The sequence below is a fragment of the Streptomyces sp. NPDC057743 genome (assembly GCF_042798755.1).
Lineage (GTDB): Bacteria > Actinomycetota > Actinomycetes > Streptomycetales > Streptomycetaceae > Streptomyces.
The window spans coordinates 144,576-162,828 of sequence record NZ_JBHVJX010000001.1; the positions used below are offsets into that span (position 1 = coordinate 144,576).

Here is an 18,253-nt window from a genome sequence, read left to right on the forward strand (position 1 = left end):
CGGGCCGGATCAGGGCGCGGTGCGCCGGTCGAGCTGCTCCAGGACGTACGGCCACGCCTGTTGGTGCCGGTCGCGCGCTGCCTCGTCGGCGAAACCGGCGTGCGAGAGCCGCAGCCGGGTCCCGGTGCCCTCGGCGGCGAGCTCGACGGTGACCACGGTCTCCGCGCCCTGCGTACCGCCGTCGCCCGTGACCCAGGTGAGCTGCACCAGCCGGTCCGGATCGAGTCGCAGGAAGCGGCCGTAGTGCGGGTGGCGGTTCCCCTCGTGTTCGGTCTCGAAGAAGAACGGGGTGTTCACCCGGCCCGCCATCAACACCGAGCCGGGGGCGGCGAACCACTCGTCGAACCGTTCGGTCCAGGCCCGGTACAGCGCGGCGGGCGGGGCGCTCATCAGGCGGTCCACGGAGAGCTGGTGGGGACGGGCGGCGAGGTCGGGGAAGCGCAGGGGTTCGTTGGTCATGGGGGGAATGTAGTGGAAGGGGAGGGAGGTGTAGTAAGGGATGTTTTGTCTTGCTGGGGGAGTCGAGGTACGGGAGTCGAGGTACGGGAGTTGAGATGCGGGAGTTGGGGTGCGGGGTCCGCGGGGCCGCCAGGTGAACCGTGGGCTGACGAGTTGAACGGGCGGCCCGCGAGCTGAACGTCCGTTGAACAGTCGGCGGCGGGCGGAGCCGGGGCGGCCGGACGGTCATCTGGCACATCGACCGGTGAGTTCCACCAGGGAGGACCGTCCATGGCCAGCACCACCTCAGCGAGGAGCGCACCCCCGGCGATAGCCACGCCGACCGGGCCCGCGGGCGCCGGCCGACTGCTGGCGCGAGCCAGGGCGGCGCGGCCGGCCCCCAAGCCGCGGCCGGCGCACGCCAGGCCGGTGCTGCTGGCGATCCTCGTGGTGGCCGCGGTGCTGTTCGCCTGGGACATCCACCACAGCGCGTTCCACGCGTTCTACTCCGAGACCGCGCGCAGCATGTCGGAGAGTTGGTGGGGGTTCCTCTTCGGCTCCTTCGACCCCGGCAACTCCATCACCATCGACAAGCTGCCGGGCTTCCTGTGGCCGCAGGCGCTCTCCGTGCGGATCTTCGGCTTCCATCCGTGGGCGCTGACCCTGCCGCAGGTGATCGAGGGCGTGCTCAGCGTCGCGGTCCTGTACCGCGCGGTGCGGCGCTGGGCGGGCGAGAACGCGGCGCTGTTGGCGGCCGGGGCCTTCGCGCTCACCCCGGCGGTCGCCGGCCTGTTCCGCACCGAGGTCGAGGACCCGGCGTTCACCCTCTGCGTCCTGCTGGCCGCCGAGGCCGCACTGCGCGCGGCCCGCGAGGCGCGGCTGCGTCCGCTGCTGGCGGCCGGTGCCTGGGTCGGCCTGGGCTTCCAGGCGAAGATGTTGGAGGCGTGGGGGGTGCTGCCGGCGCTCGGCCTGCTCTACCTGCTGTCCGCGCCGGCCACGCTCCGGCGGCGGCTGGCGCACCTGTCCGCCGCGGGCGCGCTGTGCCTGGCGGTGTCCGCGTCGTGGGTGTTGCTGGTGACCTTCACCCCCGCCCAGGACCGCCCGTTCGTCGACGGGACGACCAACAACTCCGCGGTCAGCCAGGTCGTCGGCTACAACTTCGTCAACCGCTTCTCCAACCTCCACGTCAACGCGGCGGACACCGGGAGCGTCGCGGTGTCGACCATGGCCGGCACCGCCCCGGCGCCACCGACCGGCCACGCCCGGCCGACCGCCGCGCAGTGGATCAAGATGTTCGCCCCGTCGATCGTCTCGCAGATCGGCTGGCTCTACCCGACCGCGGCGCTCGCCACCGTGTGCGGGCTGGTGTGGCGGCGCGGCCGGCCGCGGACGGATCCGCTGCGGGCCGGCTTCGTGCTGTGGGGGGTGTGGCTGGTCACGTACTTCCTGGTGTTCAGCGCCGGGGCGATCGGCGGCCATACCTACTACCTGGGCGTGCTGGCCGTCCCGTTGGCGGCGCTCTTCGGCGCCGGGACGGTGCAGTTCTGGCGCGGCTGGCTGCGCGGCGGCCGGTCGCGGGCCTGGGCATTGCCTACCGCCGTGCTGGGCACGGTGGCCTGGTCGGCGGCGATAGCGGAGCTGTTCCCCGACTTCCTGCCGTGGCTGGCGCCGACGGCACTCGCCCTGGCGCTGGTCGCGCTGGCGCTGTTGGCGCGGGGGCGCTCGGCCGCCCGTCCGCGAAAGGCTGCTGCGGGTGGACCGGCCGCTGGTTCCGGGGTGGCGACCGGCTCCGGGCCTGTTGCCGGCTCCGGGCCCGGCCCCGGTGGTCGAACGGCCCGGCGGCGGACGGCACTTGTCGGTCTCGGCGCCGGGCTGGTGGCCATGCTGCTGCCGTCCGCCGCCTGGGCCTCGTCGGTCCTCGACCCCGCCTACGGTCACTCCGGCATGGGCTCCACCGGGCCCGTGGTCAACCGGCACCGCGCCGTGGCCCACCCCCCGAAGCCGCCGGCCAAGGGCGGCCACAAGGACCACAAGGGCCACCAAGCCGCCGACCGGGCCTACGACGGGACGGCGCTCAGCCCCGCCCAACGGCGGCTCCTCGACTACGCCCGCGCCCACCGGGACGGCGCCACCTTCCTGTTCGCCACGACCAGTTGGCGCACCGCCTCCCCGTACATCCTCCACGCCGGCGCCCCGGTGCTCCCCATGGGCGGCTTCACCGGCACCGCGCCCACGCCCACCGCCACCGGCTTCCGGCACCTCGTCGCCACCGGGCAGCTCCGGTACGTCGTCCTCGGCGGCCCGGCGACCGCACCGGGCCGCGCCATCGGCCCCTGGGTGCGCGGGCATTGCACCCCCGTTACGGGGCAGGCGTACCGGCTCTACCGGTGCGCGCCGGCGTCCGTAGGGGCGGAACCCGGTGCGCGAGGCTGACCGGCCGCTCTGCCTCGGCTTCGACCGGCCAATCCGCGCCGTCCCGTAGTCGGCGGGCGCGGTCCCACGCAACCAGGCACCCGCGGCCCGCCCCCACCACAGACAGCACAGGCAGCACAGGCAGCACAGGCAGGCACTCGTCCACCGACCGGTTCACCCACCAACCGGTTCACCCCCCGACCGGCTCGTCCACCAGCGAGGCGGCGTAGGCGGGTTGCTCGTCCAGCAGGAGGTGGCCGGCGTCCGGAAGGACCTCCAGGTCCGTGTCGAGGGCGACGCGCACCGCCGGTCCGAGGCGGCGCGGCGGGAGGAAGGTGTCGTGCGCACCGGTGACGACCCGGCGGGGTACCGGGCGCGCGGGCAGGGTGGCCAGGCCCGGCGCGCCGGAGGAACGAGTGTGGCGGGCGACCAGGGTCATCCACTCCACCAGTTCCGGGCGCGGGCGGTGGCCCGGCGCGTGCATGGCGCGCAGCAGCCGGTCGCTGTGCCTGGGCCCGGGGCGGAGGAACCAGGCGGCGGATGCGGCCAACACGCCCGGCGTCAGGCGCAGTCGGGTCAGCCCGCCGGGGGAGAGCAGCACGAGCTGGTCGACGGACCAGGAGGCGGCGGACAGTGCGATGGCGGCGCCGAAGGAGTGGCCCAGCACCGTCACCGGCCCGGCGGCGAGCTCGTCGAGCGCCTCGTCCAGCCAGGCGCCGTACCACGCCAACCGGCCGCCGGCGAGCTGCCGTTCGCCCGTACTCAGGCCGGGCTGCCCCGGGACGTCGAGGAGGGCGACCGTGTGGCCCGCCGCTACCAGGGCCGTGGCCAGCGGCAGGCTCGCGGCGGCGCAGAAGTTGGTACCCGGCACGCACACCACCGTCGGGGCGCCGGAGCCGGCCGTGACGACGTGGGTGAGGGCTCCCTGGGCGGTGACGGTCGCCCGCTCGTGCGGCACCGGCCAGGCATCCAGTTGGTCCAGGCACCAGCGCCGGACGCGCTCCCGGCCCGATGCGCTGCGGTAAAGGGAGGTCATCCATCGAGTATCGCCCGCCGCCCCGATCTTCCGCCGCCCCGTCGGGTCAGAGTTGCGTCAACGTCCGTGCCGCGCGCCGCGGTTCGCACGGGCGGCCGGTGACGATGCTCGCAGGACTCGAACGACGAGGTCCGCGCGCCGGCCGGTGACAGACCGCGGGGAGGCACTTCCCGCGACGCCGCCCGGCGCGCTGTCGTACCGGAAGGGAGTGCGTCATGAAGTGGGGCAGCGAGGGGACCGCGGGGCCGGGGCGGCGGTGTCCCGGTCGGCTGAAGGTCTTTCTCGGGGCCGCCCCCGGGGTGGGCAAGACCTACCGGATGTTGGACGAGGGGCGTCGACGGACGGCGCGCGGCACGGACGTGGTGGTGGCCTTCGCCGAGTGCCACGGCCGGCCCGCCACCGAGGCGATGCTCCAGGGGCTGACCCTGTTGCCGCGGACCGTCCGCCGGCACCGCGGCGTGGAGTTCGCCGAACTCGACCTGGACCAGGTGCTCAAGCGGCACCCCGAGGTGGTGCTGATCGACGAACTGGCCCACACCAACCCGCCCGGCTGCCGGAACACCAAGCGCTGGCAGGACATCGAGGAGCTGCTCGACGCCGGCATCGACGTGGTGGCCACCCTCAACATCCAACACCTGGAGTCGCTCACCGACGTCGTGGAGAAGATCACCGGGGTGCCGCAGTACGAGACCGTGCCCGACGAAGTGGTGCGCCGCGCCGACCAGATCGAGCTGGTCGACCTGCCGGCCGAGGGCCTGCGGCGCCGGATGGCGCACGGCAACATCTATCCGCCGGAGAAGGTCGACGCCGCGCTGTCGCACTACTTCCGGCCGGGAAACCTCAGCGCGCTGCGCGAGTTGGCGCTCTTGTGGGTCGCGGGCCGGGTGGACGAGGCGCTGCGCAAGTACCGCAACGAGCACCGGATCGGGCCGGTGTGGGAGACCCGCGAGCGGGTGGTGGTGGCGCTCACCGGCGGGCCGGAGGGCACCACCCTGATCCGCCGCGCCGCCCGGATCGTGAACCGCTCCGCCGGCGACCTGCTGGCCGTCCACATCACCCGCAGCGACGGCCTGGCCGGCGCCTCGCCCGCCGCGCTGGCCGGCCAACGGCGGCTCACCGAGAGCCTGGGCGGCACCTACCACGCGGTGGTCGGCGACGACGTCCCGGCCGCGCTGCTGGACTTTGCCGGCGCCCAGAACGCCACCCAACTCGTCGTCGGCGCCAGCCGACGGGGCCGGCTGCGGCGGTTGTTGGCCCCGCGCGGCGTGGGGGAGACCGTCGTCGAACGGTCCGGGGACATCGACGTGCACACCGTCAGCCACGAGTACGTCGGCCACGGCCGCACCTGGGTCATCCCCGGCAGCGGCCTGCCGCGCACCCGCCGGGTGGCCGGCCCGATCGCCGGACTCGTGCTGCCCCTCCTGCTGACCCTGGTGCTGCGCGGCGTCTCGGCGCCGCTGTCGCTCAACCTCACCAGCGAGGCGCTGCTGTTCCTGCTGACGGTGCTGGGCGTGGCCTGCATCGGCGGGGTGGTCTCCGCGCTGCTCGCCTCGGTGACGACGTCGCTGCTGTTGAACTACTACTTCATCCCGCCGGTCGGGGAGTTCACCTTCGCCGAGGCCAACATCGTGGTCGCGCAGGCCGCGTTCACCACCGTCGCGGTGACCGTCGCCGCGATCGTGGACCGTTCGCTGCGCCTGGGGCGGCGGGCGGCCCGGGCGACCGCGGAGGCCGAGACGCTGACCTCGTTGGCCGGTGGCATCCTGCGCGGGGACCGGGCGGTGCCCGAGCTGTTGGAGCGCACCCGCGAGACCTTCGGCATGGACCGCATCGAACTGCGGCCGCGCGCCGACGCGTCGGAGCCGTGGCGGCCGGCGGCAGTCGGGGACGGCGGGGGCGTCGAGGGCGTCGGTGCGGTGGTGCATGCGGTGGGTGCCGCCGGCGATCCGGGTGTGGACCACCGGACCGAGGTCCCCATAGGGGACGACAGCGCGCTGGTGCTGGTCGGGCGCCGTCTGCCGGCCTCCGAACACCGGGTGCTCACCGCCTTCGCCGCGCATCTGACCGCGGCCGTCGAGCGCGCCCGGCTCGCCGAGGCCGCCGCCGAGGTCGAACCGGTCAAGGCGGCCAACCGGATGCGCACCGCGCTGCTCGCCGCGGTCGGCCACGACCTGCGCACGCCGCTGGCCGGAAGCTGGGCGGCAATCAGCTCGTTGCGCAGCAGCGAGGTGGACTTCTCGCCCGAGGACCGGGAGGAACTCCTCGCCACCGCCGAGGAATCCCTCGCCAAGCTCAGCCGCCTGGTCGACAACCTGCTGGACCTCAGCAGACTCCAGGCCGGGGCGCTGACCCTGCACCTGGAACCCGTCGCGTTCACCGAGGTGTTGCCGGTCGCGCTGGACACCCTGCCGGGATCGCCGCCGCAGGCGCCCGGGCGGGTGGTGTCCCACGGGCTGGAGCACGCCCCCGATGTGCTCGCGGACCCGCCCCTGTTGGAGCGGGTCATCGCCAACCTGGTGTCCAACGCGGTCCGGCACTCGCCCGCCGGCCGGCCGGTCACGATCGGCGCCAGCGCGCTCGCCGGCCGCGTCGAGCTGCGCATCATCGACCGCGGGCCCGGTATCCAACTCCCCGACCGGGAGCGGGCGTTCGAGCCGTTCCAGCGGCTCGGCGACACCGACAACACCACCGGCCTCGGGCTCGGCCTGGCGCTCTCCCGCGGCCTCACGGAGGCGATGGGCGGCACGCTGACCCCGGAGGAGACCCCCGGCGGCGGGCTCACCATGGTCGTCTCCCTGCCGGCGGCCCCGGAAGTGGACGTTCCGGAGGCGGGTGTTGGGGAGGAGGGCGCCGGGGATGCGGGCGTCGGGGTTACGGGTGGTCCGGGGGCGGTCGCCGCGCAGGCCGGGGTACCGGGGGCGGACGCACCGGAGGCAGAGGTGCCGGTTCCGGCGGGTCCCGGGGAGGTCGGTCCGATGTCACCGCGGTCGGTGCCACCGCCGTCGTCGTCGGCGGCACCCGTGGCGGGGCTGAACGGGTGTGGGGCGGGCGGTAGTTAGGCCGCTACCGCCTCCACTATCGAGGCGAAGGTGGGCGTCGGCAGCATCCGGGAGCGGCGCAGACCGGCCCGGGCGAAGAGGACGTCCAGGTCCTTCGGCCCGCGCGCCCTGCCCGTCACCAGCGTCATCATCGCCACGTCCAGGGTCTTGCCCGGGTGCGGGTCGTTGCCCGGCTCCGGCACCGAGTCGACGACCAGGACCTTCCCCTCGGGGGCCAGGCCGCGCCGGCAGGCGCTCAGGATGCGCACCGCCGCCCCGTCGTCCCAGTCGTGCAGCACATGCTTGAGCACGTAGACGTCGCCGCCGTCCGGCACGGCCGTGAAGAAGTCCCCCGGTTCGGCGCGCCACCGCCCGGCCAACTCCACGCCCTCCAGGACGTGTTCGCGCAGCGCGGGGGCCTGGTCGAACAGCACCCCGGACAGGCCCGGGTGCCGCAGCAGGACCTGCCGCAGCAGCCCGCCCCGCCCGCCGCCGACGTCGACCACGATGCCGTGCTCCGGGAACGGGTAGGCGCCCGCCACCAGGTCGTCGAGCGGCTCGGAGAACGCGGCCATGCCGGTGTCGAAGAGCTCCCGGGTCGCGTCGTCGCCCCGGAGGTACTCGAAGAACGGGGCGCCGAAGACCTTCGGGAAGGCGGGAGCACCGGTCCGCACGGTTTCGTCGAGCGCCCCCGAGGAGCGGACGAAGATGTCGTCGGTGAGCATCAGCACCGCGTCCCGCAGCGAGCCGGGCACCCCGGTGCGCAGGAACTGCCCGGCCGGCGTGAGGTGGAAGGCCCCGTTGTCGTCCTCGCGGAAGACCCCGCGGGTGGCGAGGTAACGCAGCGTGCGCCTAAGGGCGCCGGCGTCGGTGCCGGTGCGGCGGGCGAGTTCGCTGGCGGTGCGGGGGCCGCCCGCCACATGGTCGGCCAGGTGATGGAGGACGGCCGTCCGCAACGCCGCGGAGTACAGGTGCCCCAGCGACTGTTCGATCAGGTGGGCCGCCGCCGCATGGGCCGCGGCGTCGGACAGGTCGGGGTGGTCGATCGGGTTCTGGGTGTCCACCGTCAGCCTCCGGGCAGTTCGGTCAGTGGGTCGGACGGATGCCCCACCCACTCTTGCCGCGCCGTCCCACCGCAGGCACCGCCCATGAACGGATCTTCGTGTCGGCCTTCCGGCCTAGGGCTTCTGGACGCGCCGGCCCGGGCTCCGCGGCGGTAACCGTGTGCTCGGTCGGCGGCGGTGTCCAGGAGGCAGGACCGCCCCCGTCACCAACGGGGATTCGAGAATGTCGCAGAGCGTGGCGCCCGGCAAGACCTGGTCGCGCCACGGGCGTTGGGGTCGGCCCGACCCGCGGTCGCGCGACGCCCCCGCGGCTCGCCCGCTCACCCCTCGTAACCGCCCGCACGCAGGGCCGCGTCGATGCGGGCGCGGTGCGCCGTCGCCCAGTCATCGAGCGACTCGCGGTCCTCCTTGGCTTGTTTCGCACGGGCCGCGGCCAACACCTCGTCCCGCCGGTCCCCGGGCACCACGACGACGCCCTCCTCGTCCGCGACCACCACGTCCCCTGCGGAGACCGTCACGCCGCCGCACTGCACCGGGACGTTGAGCGGCGCAACGGCCTTCTTGCTCCCGGGTATGGGGATGACCCCGCGGGCGAAGACCGGGAAGCCGCTCGCGCGGACCTCGGCCAGGTCGCGGATCAGCCCGTCGGCCACGAAGCCGGCGATGCCCCGGCGTTGGGCGACGGCGCAGACATTGCCGCCGGCCAGCGCGTAGTTGAGGTCGCCCGAGTCGACGACGAGCACCGAGCCCGGTGCCGCGCGGTGGATCGCGGCGTGCAGCATGAGGTTGTCACCGGGCGGGCAGTGCACCGTGAACGCGGGCCCGGCGACCCGCGGTATCGACGGCCACAGGGGGCGGATGCCGATGTCCATCACCTGCGCGCGGCCCAGCACGTCCGCGAGGGTGGTCGGCGAGAACTCCCCGAAGGGGTGCGGTGCTTGGGGCGGGGAGCCGGTGGCGTCGGACATCTCTCCTCCTGGCGATCTGGCGATCGTCGACCTGTGAGGCACGCTAGCACCGGCCACTGACAGTGGTTGCCGGGCGGCGAGTTGGCGGGCGACGGGCCCGCAGCCCGGCGGGCGGGGGCCGGTACCGGCCCCCTACCCCTGCCCCCGTCTCACTCCCCGTAGTCGTTCTGCGCCGCGAAGCGGCCGGCCAGGGCGGTGAGCAGCTCGGGGGCGTCGTCGCGCGGTAGCACGGCCTCGATCAGCACCATCCGGTCCGGAGTGGCGGCGGCCAGCCGGAACGCGTCGAGCAGCTCCGCGACGGTCGTCACCCGCCGGGTGACGCAGTGGTCACCGGCGCCGAACGCGGCCGGCAGCGCGGTGTAGTTCCACGCGGCGATGTCGTTGTACGGGGCGGTGGCGCCGTGGATGGCGCGCTCGACGGTGTAGCCGTCGTTGTTGAGGACGACGACCACCGGCGCCAGGCCGTAGCGGGCCATCGAGCCCAGCTCCTGGGCGGTCAGTTGGAGCGAGCCGTCGCCGATGACGAGGACCGACCGCCGGTCGGGGGCGGCGAGTTGAGTGCCGAGAGTGGCCGGGAGGGTGTAGCCGATCGAGCCCCACATCGGCTGGCCGACGAAGCGGGCGTCGCGCGGCAGCGGGAGCTCCTGGGCGCCGAAGAACGCGGTGCCCTGCTCGGCCACGAGCACGTCGCCGGCCGGCAGGAAGTCGCCCACGGCGGCCCAGAGCGCGTCCTGGGTGAGCGGGCCGTCCAGCGCGCCGCGGTCCGGCCGCGCCGCGGGCACGGGGGACTCGCCGTAGCCCGCGGGCTCGGGCAGGCCCAGGCCGCTGACCAGTTCGGCGAGGGCCGCGAGGGCGTCGGTCATCGTCACGCCGGCGAACTCCGCGCCGCCGACGGTGGCCCGGCCGGGGCGCAGCTCGATGGTGCGGCCGGCGGGGAAGCGGTGGCTGAATCCGCCGGTCACGGTGTCGGTGACGGGGGCGCCGGCCAGGACCAGACAGTCGGCGTCCTCCACCGCCACCCGCGCCGGCTTGGCGCTGAACTCGCCGGTGTAGACGCCCGCGAAGCCCGGCGCGCCCTCGTCCACCAGGCCCTTGCCGGTGGAGTAGACGGCGGCGCGCACCGGGGCGGCCGCCAGCAGGTCGGCGAGCGGCGCGCGCAGCCCGTGCCGGTCCGCCTCGTGGCCCGCGAGCACCGTCACGGTGCGGGCGTCGTCGAGCAGGCGCGCGGCGGCGGCGCGGAAGGCGGCGAGCAGCGCGGGGTCGGTCGGGGCGTCGGCGGCGGGCAGCGGCGCGGCGGGCTCGGGGACCTTGGCCAGCACCACGTCGGTGGGGAGGTTGAGGTGGACGGGCTTGCGGTGCCGGCGCAGGGCGGTCAGCACCCGGTCGATCTCGGCGGGGGCGTTCTGGGCGGTGAGCGTGGCGCGGGCCACGGTGACCTCCGCGAACATCCGGCCGAAGTGGTCGTACTCGCCGTCCATGAGGGTGTGGTGCACGGGCGTGCCGGCCGCCGCCACCGCGGTCGCGGGCATCCCCGTGATCGCCAGGACCGGGACGGACTCGGCGTAGGAGCCCGCTATCGCGTTGACGGCAGAGAGCTCGCCGACGCCGAAGGTGGTCACCACGGCGGCCGCGCCGCGGAGCCGGCCGTAGCCGTCGGCCGCGTAGCCGGCGTCGAGTTCGTTGCAGGTGCCGATCCACTCCAGCCCGGGGAAGTCGACGACCAGGTCCAGGAAGCCGAGGTTGTAGTCGCCCGGCACGCCGAAGACGTGCTCGATGTCCAGCTCGCGCAGACGGCGGAGGAGGTATGCGCCAACGGTGATGTCCGACACCGCGGTCACCGGCCTTTCTTGCGTTCAGCGATGTGCCGGGAGCGCCGATCGGGGCCCGGCCGCAATACGACTCAAAAATAGGTCAAGGTCCTTGACCTTAATGGTGAGCGTAGCGGGGCGCCGGGTAATATGTCAACATGCTTGACCCTTCTCGCCCGGACGTCTACGACCGCGACTTCACGCTCTTCTACTTCGCCTACCGCGCCTTCACCGGCGCCGCCGACGAGGCCCTCGCCGAGCACGGCATGGGCCGCGCCCACCACCGCATCCTCACCTTCCTCGCCTACGCACCCGGCATGAGTGTCGGCGAACTCTGCGACACCCTCGACCTCACCAAGCAGGCCATCAACGCCCCGCTCCGCCGGCTGATCGCCGAGGACCTGGTCCGCGTCGCCCCCGGCGCAGGCGACCGCCGCCGCAAGGAACTCCACCTCACCGACCGCGGCGCCGCCCTCGAACGCACCCTGCACGCCCGGCAGCGCGACCTGTTCCACTCCGCCCTCCAACAGGCCGGCCCGGCCGCCGCCGACGGCTGGCGCGCCGTCCTCGCCCCGCTGGCCGGCGCCGACTGGTCGACGTTCACCGCGGCGGTCGCCGAGCGCGAACGGCAGGCGCCGCACGGCGGGACGGGCAGCCGTCGGGCGCGCTGAGCCCCGCCAACCCCTCCGCCACGTCCCGGTCGAGCTCCGCCCGCAGCGGGGCGCACTCCCGGACCGGATCGGCCTTCGGGCAGGTCAGCAGGTGCTCCAACAGGCCCTGGGCAGCCTGAAGATGCGCGATCCGGTCCTTGATCGCCGCGATCGAGGCGGTCAACACCTCGCGCCCCGAGGGCTGGTCATCGGCCGGCGCGTCGCTGACCAGCACCGCGGTGTCGGCCAGGCTCACCAGGCCCCGGTGGTGCAGCCGTAGGACGAGGGCGAGCCGGCGCAGCTCCCCGCGGCCGTAGTACCGCACGTTCCCCCGCCGCCCGGCCGCCGGCAGCACCCCCAACTCGTCGTAGTAGCGCAACGTGGACACCGGTAGGCCGAAGCAACGGGCGGCCTGACTGATCGAGTAGAGCGCGTCTGTCATGAACTCATGTTGCGCTCAAGTCGACTTGAGCGGGGAGCGTGGTGGCTACCGATCGTCAAGGAGTCGCGGAGTCGCGGAGCCGTGGAGTCGCGGAGGGAGCCTGTCATGGGTGCACGAGGTGCGGAACGAGTGGTGTGGGGGATGCCCGGCGCGGTGGGGGAGCGGGGGAAGCGCCCCGACCGCGAGGGCCCGGACGTGCCGGTGTTGGTGGTGGGGGCCGGGCCGGTGGGACTGTCGACGGGAATGTTCCTCGCCCACTGGGGAGTTGAGGCGCTGGTCATCGACAAGCGGTACCCCATGGCGACGGTGCCGCGGGCGAGTACCAGTCTGCGCACCCTGGAGCTGTTCCGATCGGTGGGCCTGGGGCCCGCGACGGAGCGCGCGGGGTGGGACGGGGGCGAGCCGGTGCAATGGGTGTTCAAGGACAGCGGGCTGGGCGCCACCAGGCACCACGGGGGACTGCCGCCGCGGTACGCCGCCTGGTTGGCGCGCTGCACGCCGGTTCCGGTGCGCCGCGTGCTGACGCACGATCAGGTGCAGCGGCTGGCCCGGGCGGAACTGACCAGGCGGGGCGGCCGGGTTGGCTTCGGCGTGCGGCTGGTCGGCCTGACCGCCCAGCGCGATCGGGTGCGCGCGCGGCTCGTCGACGTCGAGACCGGCGAGGAGCGGGAGATCACCGCGAGCTATCTCATCGGTGCCGACGGAGCGAAGAGCGAGGTGCGCCGACTGCTGGGCATCGAGATGCCCGACCGGGCACCCATCGCCCACCTCAACACCGCCTTCTTCCGGGCCGACCTGGGGACCGCGATGGCCCAGTGGGGCACCCATCTGTGCTTCGTCCGCAACGACGCCGTGCGCGCCACCCTGATGTCGAAGAACGGCCGCGACCAGTGGTCCTCGCACCTCATGGACTACCCCGGCAAACCCGCCGACGGGCCGGCCGAGTTGACGCCCGACGCCACCCTCGGGCTGCTGCGCGCCGCCATCGGCGACCCGACGATCCCGATCCAACTCCACGCCGTGCACGCCTGGGAGGCCGCCACCGGACTCGCCGCCGCCTTCCGCCGCGGCCGGGTCTTCCTCGCCGGCGACGCCGCCCACGTCCAGAGCTCGGCCGGCGGCCTGGGCATGAACACCGGCATCCAGGACGGCCACAACCTCGCCTGGAAGCTGGCCGACGTCCTGCACGGGAGGTGCGCACCGACGCTCCTGGACACCTACGAGCCCGAACGCCGGGCCGCCGCCCGGGCATCCCTGGCCGTCTCCCGCGGCCTGCACCAGGGCTACCAGTCCCTGTCCGGCGACCCCAACGACCTCTACGACCGGCTCGCCGTCGACTATCTGCGCGGCATGCTGTGCTACGGCTATCCGCCGCACGCCACCGAGGAGCGGCTGCCCGACCCGTTGGACGACGCCGTCCGGCTCGGCCACCGCTTCCCGCACCGCTGGCTGAACTCCCCCGACGGCGCCCGTCGTTCCACGCTCGACCTGATCGGCTCGCGGTGGACGCTGTTCACCGCGGCCGAGGGTGCGCGGTGGCGGACGCTGGCGGCCGCGGGCCCGGGCCCGACCCCGCACGTCCGGCAACTCGACGACGCGCCCGCCCGCCAACTCGGCCTGGACGGCGACGCCGTGCTGGTGCGCCCCGACGGCTTCGTGGCCTGGTGCGGCACCACCGATGCCGGACGGTCGCTGCGCGCGGCGCTGCACGCCGGCTGACCCGCGGCCCCGAGGGGCCGGACCCGGGGTGGGGCGGCACGGCTCCCCGTACCGCCCGTCGGGTCAGCCGCGGTAGCCGACCAGCCCCATCATGCCGCTCTCACCGTGGTACGCGTTGTGGCAGTGCAGCAGCCACCGGCCCGGGTTGTCCGCGTCGAAGTCGCAGGTGACCGTGGCGCCGGGGAGGACGATCACCGTGTCCTTCCGCGGGCCGGACGCGCCGAGTTGGGGGGTGTGCCCGTGCACGTGCATGGGGTGCCACATATCGGTGGTGTTGCGGTACTGGAGGCGGACCCGCTGGCCGGACTCCACCGCGTAGGGGTGGGCGTCCGCGTGGTTCATGTCGAACGGCCGGCCGTTGAGCGCCCAGTCGTACTTCGCCATCGAGCCGGTCAGCTCGATGCGGTGGGTGACGTCGGGCGTGCGGGGCTTGAGCCGGACCTCGTCGGCCGCGCGCAGCGAAGCCGCGGTCGGTATCCGGCCGTTGAGCTCCTTGGGGCGGACGTCGGCGGACGGGGCGTCGCCGGAGCCGGTGCGCACCAGGGCCAGGCCGGCCGCGCCCTTGCCCTCGGCCACCGCGACGAGCGGGAAGACGCCGTCGTCCAGCGTGACCACAGCGTCGTAGCGCTCGCCCGGGCCGAGCAACAGGGCGTCGGCCGGCTGGTGTTCGACCGGGTAGCCGTCGGTGTGGGTGACCGTCAGTCGGTGGCCGCCGAGCGCGACCCGGAACGCGGTGTCGCCACCGGCGTTGATGATCCGCAGCCGCAGTTTCCGGCCGGGCTTGCCGCGGTACGTGGCCGGCGCGGCCGGGACCCGCCCGTTGACCAGGTAGTGCGGGTACTTCACATCGCCGGCGTCGCCGCCCAGCAGCTTACTGGTCGCCCCCATGAGCATGAACGGGTCGTCCATGTCCATGCCGGACATGCCGTCCATCCCCGAGCCCTTGTCGCCCATGTCCATGTCGCCGCCCATGCCGGACATTCCAGACATGCCGTCCATGCCGCCGTGCGCGCCCTTGTTGTCCCCGCCGCCGTGGTCCTTGGCGTCGTGGCCCTTGTCGCCGTGGGACGGGGAGCCGCCCATGCCGCGGCGCAGGGTGGCGAGTGCCTGGTCCGGGGTGCCGGTGACGCCGTCCAGCCAGTCGTCGAGCACCACGACCCACTCGTCGTCGTAGCCCAGCGGCTCGTGCGGGTCCTCGACGATCAACGGGCCGTACAGACCGCGGTCCAACTGGACGCCGACGTGCGGGTGGAACCAGTAGGTGCCCGGGGTGTCGGTGAGGAACCGGTAGCTGAAGGAGCCGCCGGGGGCCACGGCGCGTTGGGTGACCGGCGGCACGCCGTCCATGTCGTTGCGCAGGGCGAGGCCGTGCCAGTGGACCGAGGTGCTCGTCGGCAGGTGGTTGGCGAGGTCGGCGACCAGGGTGTCGCCGGCGGTCAGGCGGATCTCCTTGCCGGGCAGTTGTCCATCGAAGCTCCAGGTCCGGACCGTCTTGTCGGCGCCGAGGTCCACGGTGCCGGCGGTCGCGGTGAGGCGGACCCGGCGTTCCTTGCCGCCGGCGCGCCGGCGCTTCTCCTCGGCCGTGGCCACCGCCGGCGCGGACGGGCTGAGCAGGGTGGGGCCGGCGGCCCGGGGGGCGTCGGAGCAGGCCGCGAGCAGGCCGGCGCCTGCCGCGCCCAGTCCGGCCAGCAGGACGGAGCGTCGGTTGAGCGTATTCATCTGGAGGTGTCCTTACGCAGGGGTGCGCGGTGCGGCGTGCGCGCGCGAGAGGGCGCGACGCCCAGGCACCGTGGGGGAGTTGGCCGTGGGGGAGGGCCGACGGCCTATATGCGCAGGACGGAGAGGGTGGCCGGGTCGGGCGGGGAGAGCCCGCTGGTCTGGTGGGGCCCGCGCGGCGCGGTGGTCGCGCACTCGGGCGCGCGGGTGTGGCCGAGGAGCGGTGGCGGGGGGAGGAACTGTTCGGACCGGACGTCGTAGGACGAGCAGTGGGCGCCGCCGTGGTCGGCGTGCTCGGACTCGGCGTGGCTGATCCGGGGATGGCCGGAGTGCGCGTGGTCGGGTCCGGGATCGGCGCGATCGAGCCGGGGCGCGGCGGCCATCGGCTGCGCCGCGGCCTGTGCCATGGCCGAGGGATGGGACATGGCCGCGGGATGGGACATCGACGATGCCATCTGTGGCGTGGTGCCGGGCAGGCTGTGGTGCGAGACCACGGCGACGACCAGCCACAGGAGGGCGAGCAGGACCGCAGGTCGGCGGCGGCCGGACGGGGACCGACGCGGTCGCGCGGCGCGGCGTCGCGTCCCGCCCCGCGTCCCCTGCGGCAACGGCATGCTCACCCCGATCCCCTCCCTTCCGTGCAGGTCGGCGCGGAACTCCGGCGCCTCCTCGCGACCCGACCATACCCCCTAGGGCTATCGGCGACGCGACCGGCGTCCGCACCGTCGAAGGGCGCTGCCCGGCCACCCGCCTTGCCGTCCCCGCGAACCGGAGCAAAGTTGACATATGCCTGCATCGTGGGCGAGTGAGGGCGTGGCGGACCTGGCCGAGCGGCTCTTCGCGCGGCCGTCCGCACACGACCTCCGGCACCCGCCCCGCACCGTGCGCGCCTATGGCGAGGACCGTTCGGTCGGCGCGCGCACGGTGGCGCTGCGCGAGGTCCTGGCGGCGGCGACCGGGCGGATCGGGCCGCCGACGCTGTACGGCGGGGCCGCCGCCGGGCCGGTCGTCCGCTGGCGCGACGAGCGCCACACGGTGCTGCTGGACGGCGACGCCGAGGGGCTGCGCCTCGCGGTACGGCCCACTGCGGAGCTGGAGGCGGCCGAGGCGGCGCACTTCCGGCCGGCCGGACGCACCGACGCCACCGCCTACCACCGTCAACTGCCGTACCTCTGGCAGCTCTACCGCGGCACCGGCACCCCGCCACTGCACTTCCCCTCGGGACCGGTGGCCGGGGACTGGCGGTGGTTGGAGGGGTCCCTGACGGCGCTGTTGCGCGCCTGGTGGGAGCAACTGCCGGGTCAGATCGGCGCGGACCAGGCGGGCTTCGCCCTCGTCCCCCGTGAGAGGGGCGACCGGCCCCCGGCCACCCTGTCGGTGCTGTGCTCGGCCGACGAGGGCGTGCTGCTGCTGGTGGACGACCGGGGCGTCCCCGGGGGCACCCCGGAGCCGGAGCTGCGGGCCAGGGGGTGGCGGGGGCCGCTGCGGGGCTGGTGGCAGCGGGACTTCCACGACCTCGGCGCCGACGGCGCGACCGCGGCCGCGGCGCTGGCGGTCGCGGAACTGCGGGCCCGCGGGGTGTGGAACCCGGCGCACCTACGGGTCGCGGACGTCCGGTGCGAGTGCGGCGGCCTGCTGCTGCTCCCCGGCCTCGCGCTGGCTGGTGGGTGAACTCCCGCCGCGAGCGCATGAATTCGGCCACTCTCCGCCGGCGGGCCGGGCGGACCGCGGCGATCTGCCACGATGAGGCGGCCCGACGGCGATGACCGCGCGACATGAGGAGTGGGTGGCCCGGTGAGCACCACGTCCCTGAGTTCGGCCGTGATGACGCACCCGGTGCGCGAGGCCCAAGCGGCGGCACTGGCCGCCCGGTTGGGCCTTGACGGGCTGGCGCGCGACCCGGACCCGGACGGGCCGCCGTCGGCGCTGCGTACCGCGCTGGTGGCCTGGGCGGCCCGGGCGGCGGGCGCCGACCACCATCTGGTCGTCCAGGACGACGTGGCCGGGCCGCCGGAACTGCTGGCGCTGGTGGCCGGATCGGTGGCGCGGTTCCCGGACGAGGCGCTGATCTTCTACACCAACTGGCACGCCCGGAACGGCGCCGCGGCCCGCCTGGCGGCGCTGGCCGGCGCCGGCTGGGTGCGCGCGGTCCCGGAGGAGTTCGCGCCGACGCTGGCCATCTGTCTGCCGGTGGGCACGGCGGACGCGTTCCGCTCGTTCGCCGCGGACACCGGCGAGCGCCACGACGACGAGGTGATGGCCGCGTTCCTGCGCACCACCGGGCGCTCCGCGCTGCTGGCGGTGCCGAGCGTGGTGGAGCACATCGGGACGAGCAGCATCAACGGCCATGCCGCGCAGGGGATTCGGCTCGCGGTGTGCCCGGTCGGGGTCGCGGACGCGCGCCCGCTGCTGGAGCGCGGCTGGGTGCTGGAGGAGTGGGGCTGGTTGCCGTACATGCGGTACGGCGAGGGGTATCTGCGGCCGGTGGGGCACGAGCGCGACGCCGATCCGCGCCGGCACCTGCGGTGGACCGAGGCGCTGCCGGACACCGACCTGACCGAGGGCCAGGTGCGGGACGTGGCGCGGCGGCACCGCCCCGAGGACGCCGCGGCGGAGGTGGGCCGGCTGTTCGGTGCCGCCTTCGCGGACGAACTGTGGATCCACTGCCTGCTGTTGGGCCGCCAGGCGAAGGAGGCCGCCCGCCGGCACCAGGCACCGCCGCCGGGTTCCGGGCCGGCCGGCGCGGCCGCGGCCCGGGTCCGGGCCGCCGCGCTGTCCACGGTCGGCCCGGCCGGACTCCCGCCCGAACGCCGGCCCGAGGTGACCCCGGAACACACCGCGCTGCTGACCGCGTACGCCGACAGCGCGGTGCGCCGGGGCGACCTCCTGCTCGGCCCGGCGCGGAGGTCCCGGGCCGGGTCGCGCTAGGACTTGTCCGATGGGTCAGGGTCGGGTAGGCACT

The 18,253-nt window shown here is 74.6% G+C and carries 14 protein-coding genes; 6 read left to right on the forward strand and 8 right to left on the reverse strand.

All coding sequences use genetic code 11. The annotated features are described in order from the left end of the window. Positions 1 to 9 precede the first annotated feature (9 nt). The gene (locus tag ACFVFQ_RS00650) at positions 10 to 459 is read right to left on the reverse strand and encodes an SRPBCC domain-containing protein (RefSeq protein WP_383406178.1); all 450 of its coding nucleotides are present in this window, start codon (positions 457 to 459) and stop codon (positions 10 to 12) included. Between the two features lie 270 nt (positions 460 to 729). On the opposite strand from ACFVFQ_RS00650, the gene ACFVFQ_RS00655 reads away from it, so the two are divergent. After that, a complete protein-coding gene (locus ACFVFQ_RS00655; protein ID WP_383406181.1) occupies positions 730 to 2,871 on the forward strand; it encodes an ArnT family glycosyltransferase in 2,142 nt (713 codons plus the stop codon). A gap of 169 nt (positions 2,872 to 3,040) precedes the next feature. On the opposite strand, the gene ACFVFQ_RS00660 is transcribed toward ACFVFQ_RS00655, so the two are convergent. Further along, on the reverse strand, positions 3,041 to 3,886 hold the full coding sequence (locus tag ACFVFQ_RS00660; protein ID WP_383406183.1) for an alpha/beta fold hydrolase: 846 nt from the start codon (positions 3,884 to 3,886) through the stop codon (positions 3,041 to 3,043). A 215-nt stretch (positions 3,887 to 4,101) separates the two neighbouring features. On the opposite strand from ACFVFQ_RS00660, the gene ACFVFQ_RS00665 reads away from it, so the two are divergent. After that, positions 4,102 to 6,945, forward strand: coding sequence for an ATP-binding protein (locus tag ACFVFQ_RS00665; protein ID WP_383406186.1), 2,844 nt, complete (start codon positions 4,102 to 4,104; stop codon positions 6,943 to 6,945). On the opposite strand, the gene ACFVFQ_RS00670 is transcribed toward ACFVFQ_RS00665, so the two are convergent. The 3 genes from ACFVFQ_RS00670 to ACFVFQ_RS00680 all read right to left on the reverse strand — a co-directional run bounded on the left by ACFVFQ_RS00670 (position 6,942) and on the right by ACFVFQ_RS00680 (position 10,794). Continuing rightward, on the reverse strand, positions 6,942 to 7,988 hold the full coding sequence (locus ACFVFQ_RS00670) for a methyltransferase (RefSeq protein WP_383406189.1): 1,047 nt from the start codon (positions 7,986 to 7,988) through the stop codon (positions 6,942 to 6,944). The genes ACFVFQ_RS00665 and ACFVFQ_RS00670 overlap by 4 nt on opposite strands. A 320-nt stretch (positions 7,989 to 8,308) precedes the next feature. After that, complete coding sequence (locus ACFVFQ_RS00675) at positions 8,309 to 8,956, reverse strand: RraA family protein (protein ID WP_383406192.1); 648 nt, start codon at positions 8,954 to 8,956, stop codon at positions 8,309 to 8,311. A 149-nt stretch (positions 8,957 to 9,105) separates the two neighbouring features. Further along, positions 9,106 to 10,794, reverse strand: coding sequence for an alpha-keto acid decarboxylase family protein (locus tag ACFVFQ_RS00680; protein WP_383406194.1), 1,689 nt, complete (start codon positions 10,792 to 10,794; stop codon positions 9,106 to 9,108). Positions 10,795 to 10,922: 128 nt separating this feature from the next. Here ACFVFQ_RS00680 and ACFVFQ_RS00685 point away from each other — a divergent pair, with 128 nt between their 5' ends. Further along, entirely contained in the window at positions 10,923 to 11,435 is a 513-nt protein-coding gene (locus ACFVFQ_RS00685) for a MarR family winged helix-turn-helix transcriptional regulator (RefSeq protein ID WP_383406196.1), read from the forward strand. Here the strand turns inward: ACFVFQ_RS00685 and ACFVFQ_RS00690 are convergent. Further along, positions 11,365 to 11,856: a MerR family transcriptional regulator gene (locus tag ACFVFQ_RS00690; protein ID WP_383406198.1), complete on the reverse strand. Its 492-nt coding sequence runs from the start codon at positions 11,854 to 11,856 to the stop codon at positions 11,365 to 11,367. The genes ACFVFQ_RS00685 and ACFVFQ_RS00690 overlap by 71 nt on opposite strands. 105 nt (positions 11,857 to 11,961) lie before the next feature. On the opposite strand from ACFVFQ_RS00690, the gene ACFVFQ_RS00695 reads away from it, so the two are divergent. Beyond that, positions 11,962 to 13,575, forward strand: a complete 1,614-nt coding sequence (locus ACFVFQ_RS00695) for an FAD-dependent monooxygenase (RefSeq protein WP_383406200.1) — start codon at positions 11,962 to 11,964, stop codon at positions 13,573 to 13,575. 63 nt (positions 13,576 to 13,638) lie between these two features. On the opposite strand, the gene ACFVFQ_RS00700 is transcribed toward ACFVFQ_RS00695, so the two are convergent. Both ACFVFQ_RS00700 and ACFVFQ_RS00705 read right to left on the reverse strand, forming a co-directional pair. Then, on the reverse strand, positions 13,639 to 15,294 hold the full coding sequence (locus ACFVFQ_RS00700; RefSeq protein WP_383406203.1) for a multicopper oxidase family protein: 1,656 nt from the start codon (positions 15,292 to 15,294) through the stop codon (positions 13,639 to 13,641). 104 nt (positions 15,295 to 15,398) lie between these two features. Next, on the reverse strand, positions 15,399 to 15,911 hold the full coding sequence (locus tag ACFVFQ_RS00705) for a hypothetical protein (RefSeq protein WP_383406206.1): 513 nt from the start codon (positions 15,909 to 15,911) through the stop codon (positions 15,399 to 15,401). Positions 15,912 to 16,077: 166 nt separating this feature from the next. Here ACFVFQ_RS00705 and ACFVFQ_RS00710 point away from each other — a divergent pair, with 166 nt between their 5' ends. Both ACFVFQ_RS00710 and ACFVFQ_RS00715 read left to right on the forward strand, forming a co-directional pair. After that, on the forward strand, positions 16,078 to 16,962 hold the full coding sequence (locus ACFVFQ_RS00710; RefSeq protein WP_383406210.1) for a hypothetical protein: 885 nt from the start codon (positions 16,078 to 16,080) through the stop codon (positions 16,960 to 16,962). 123 nt (positions 16,963 to 17,085) lie between these two features. Further along, complete coding sequence (locus ACFVFQ_RS00715; protein ID WP_383406213.1) at positions 17,086 to 18,219, forward strand: hypothetical protein; 1,134 nt, start codon at positions 17,086 to 17,088, stop codon at positions 18,217 to 18,219. Positions 18,220 to 18,253: the final 34 nt, after the last annotated feature.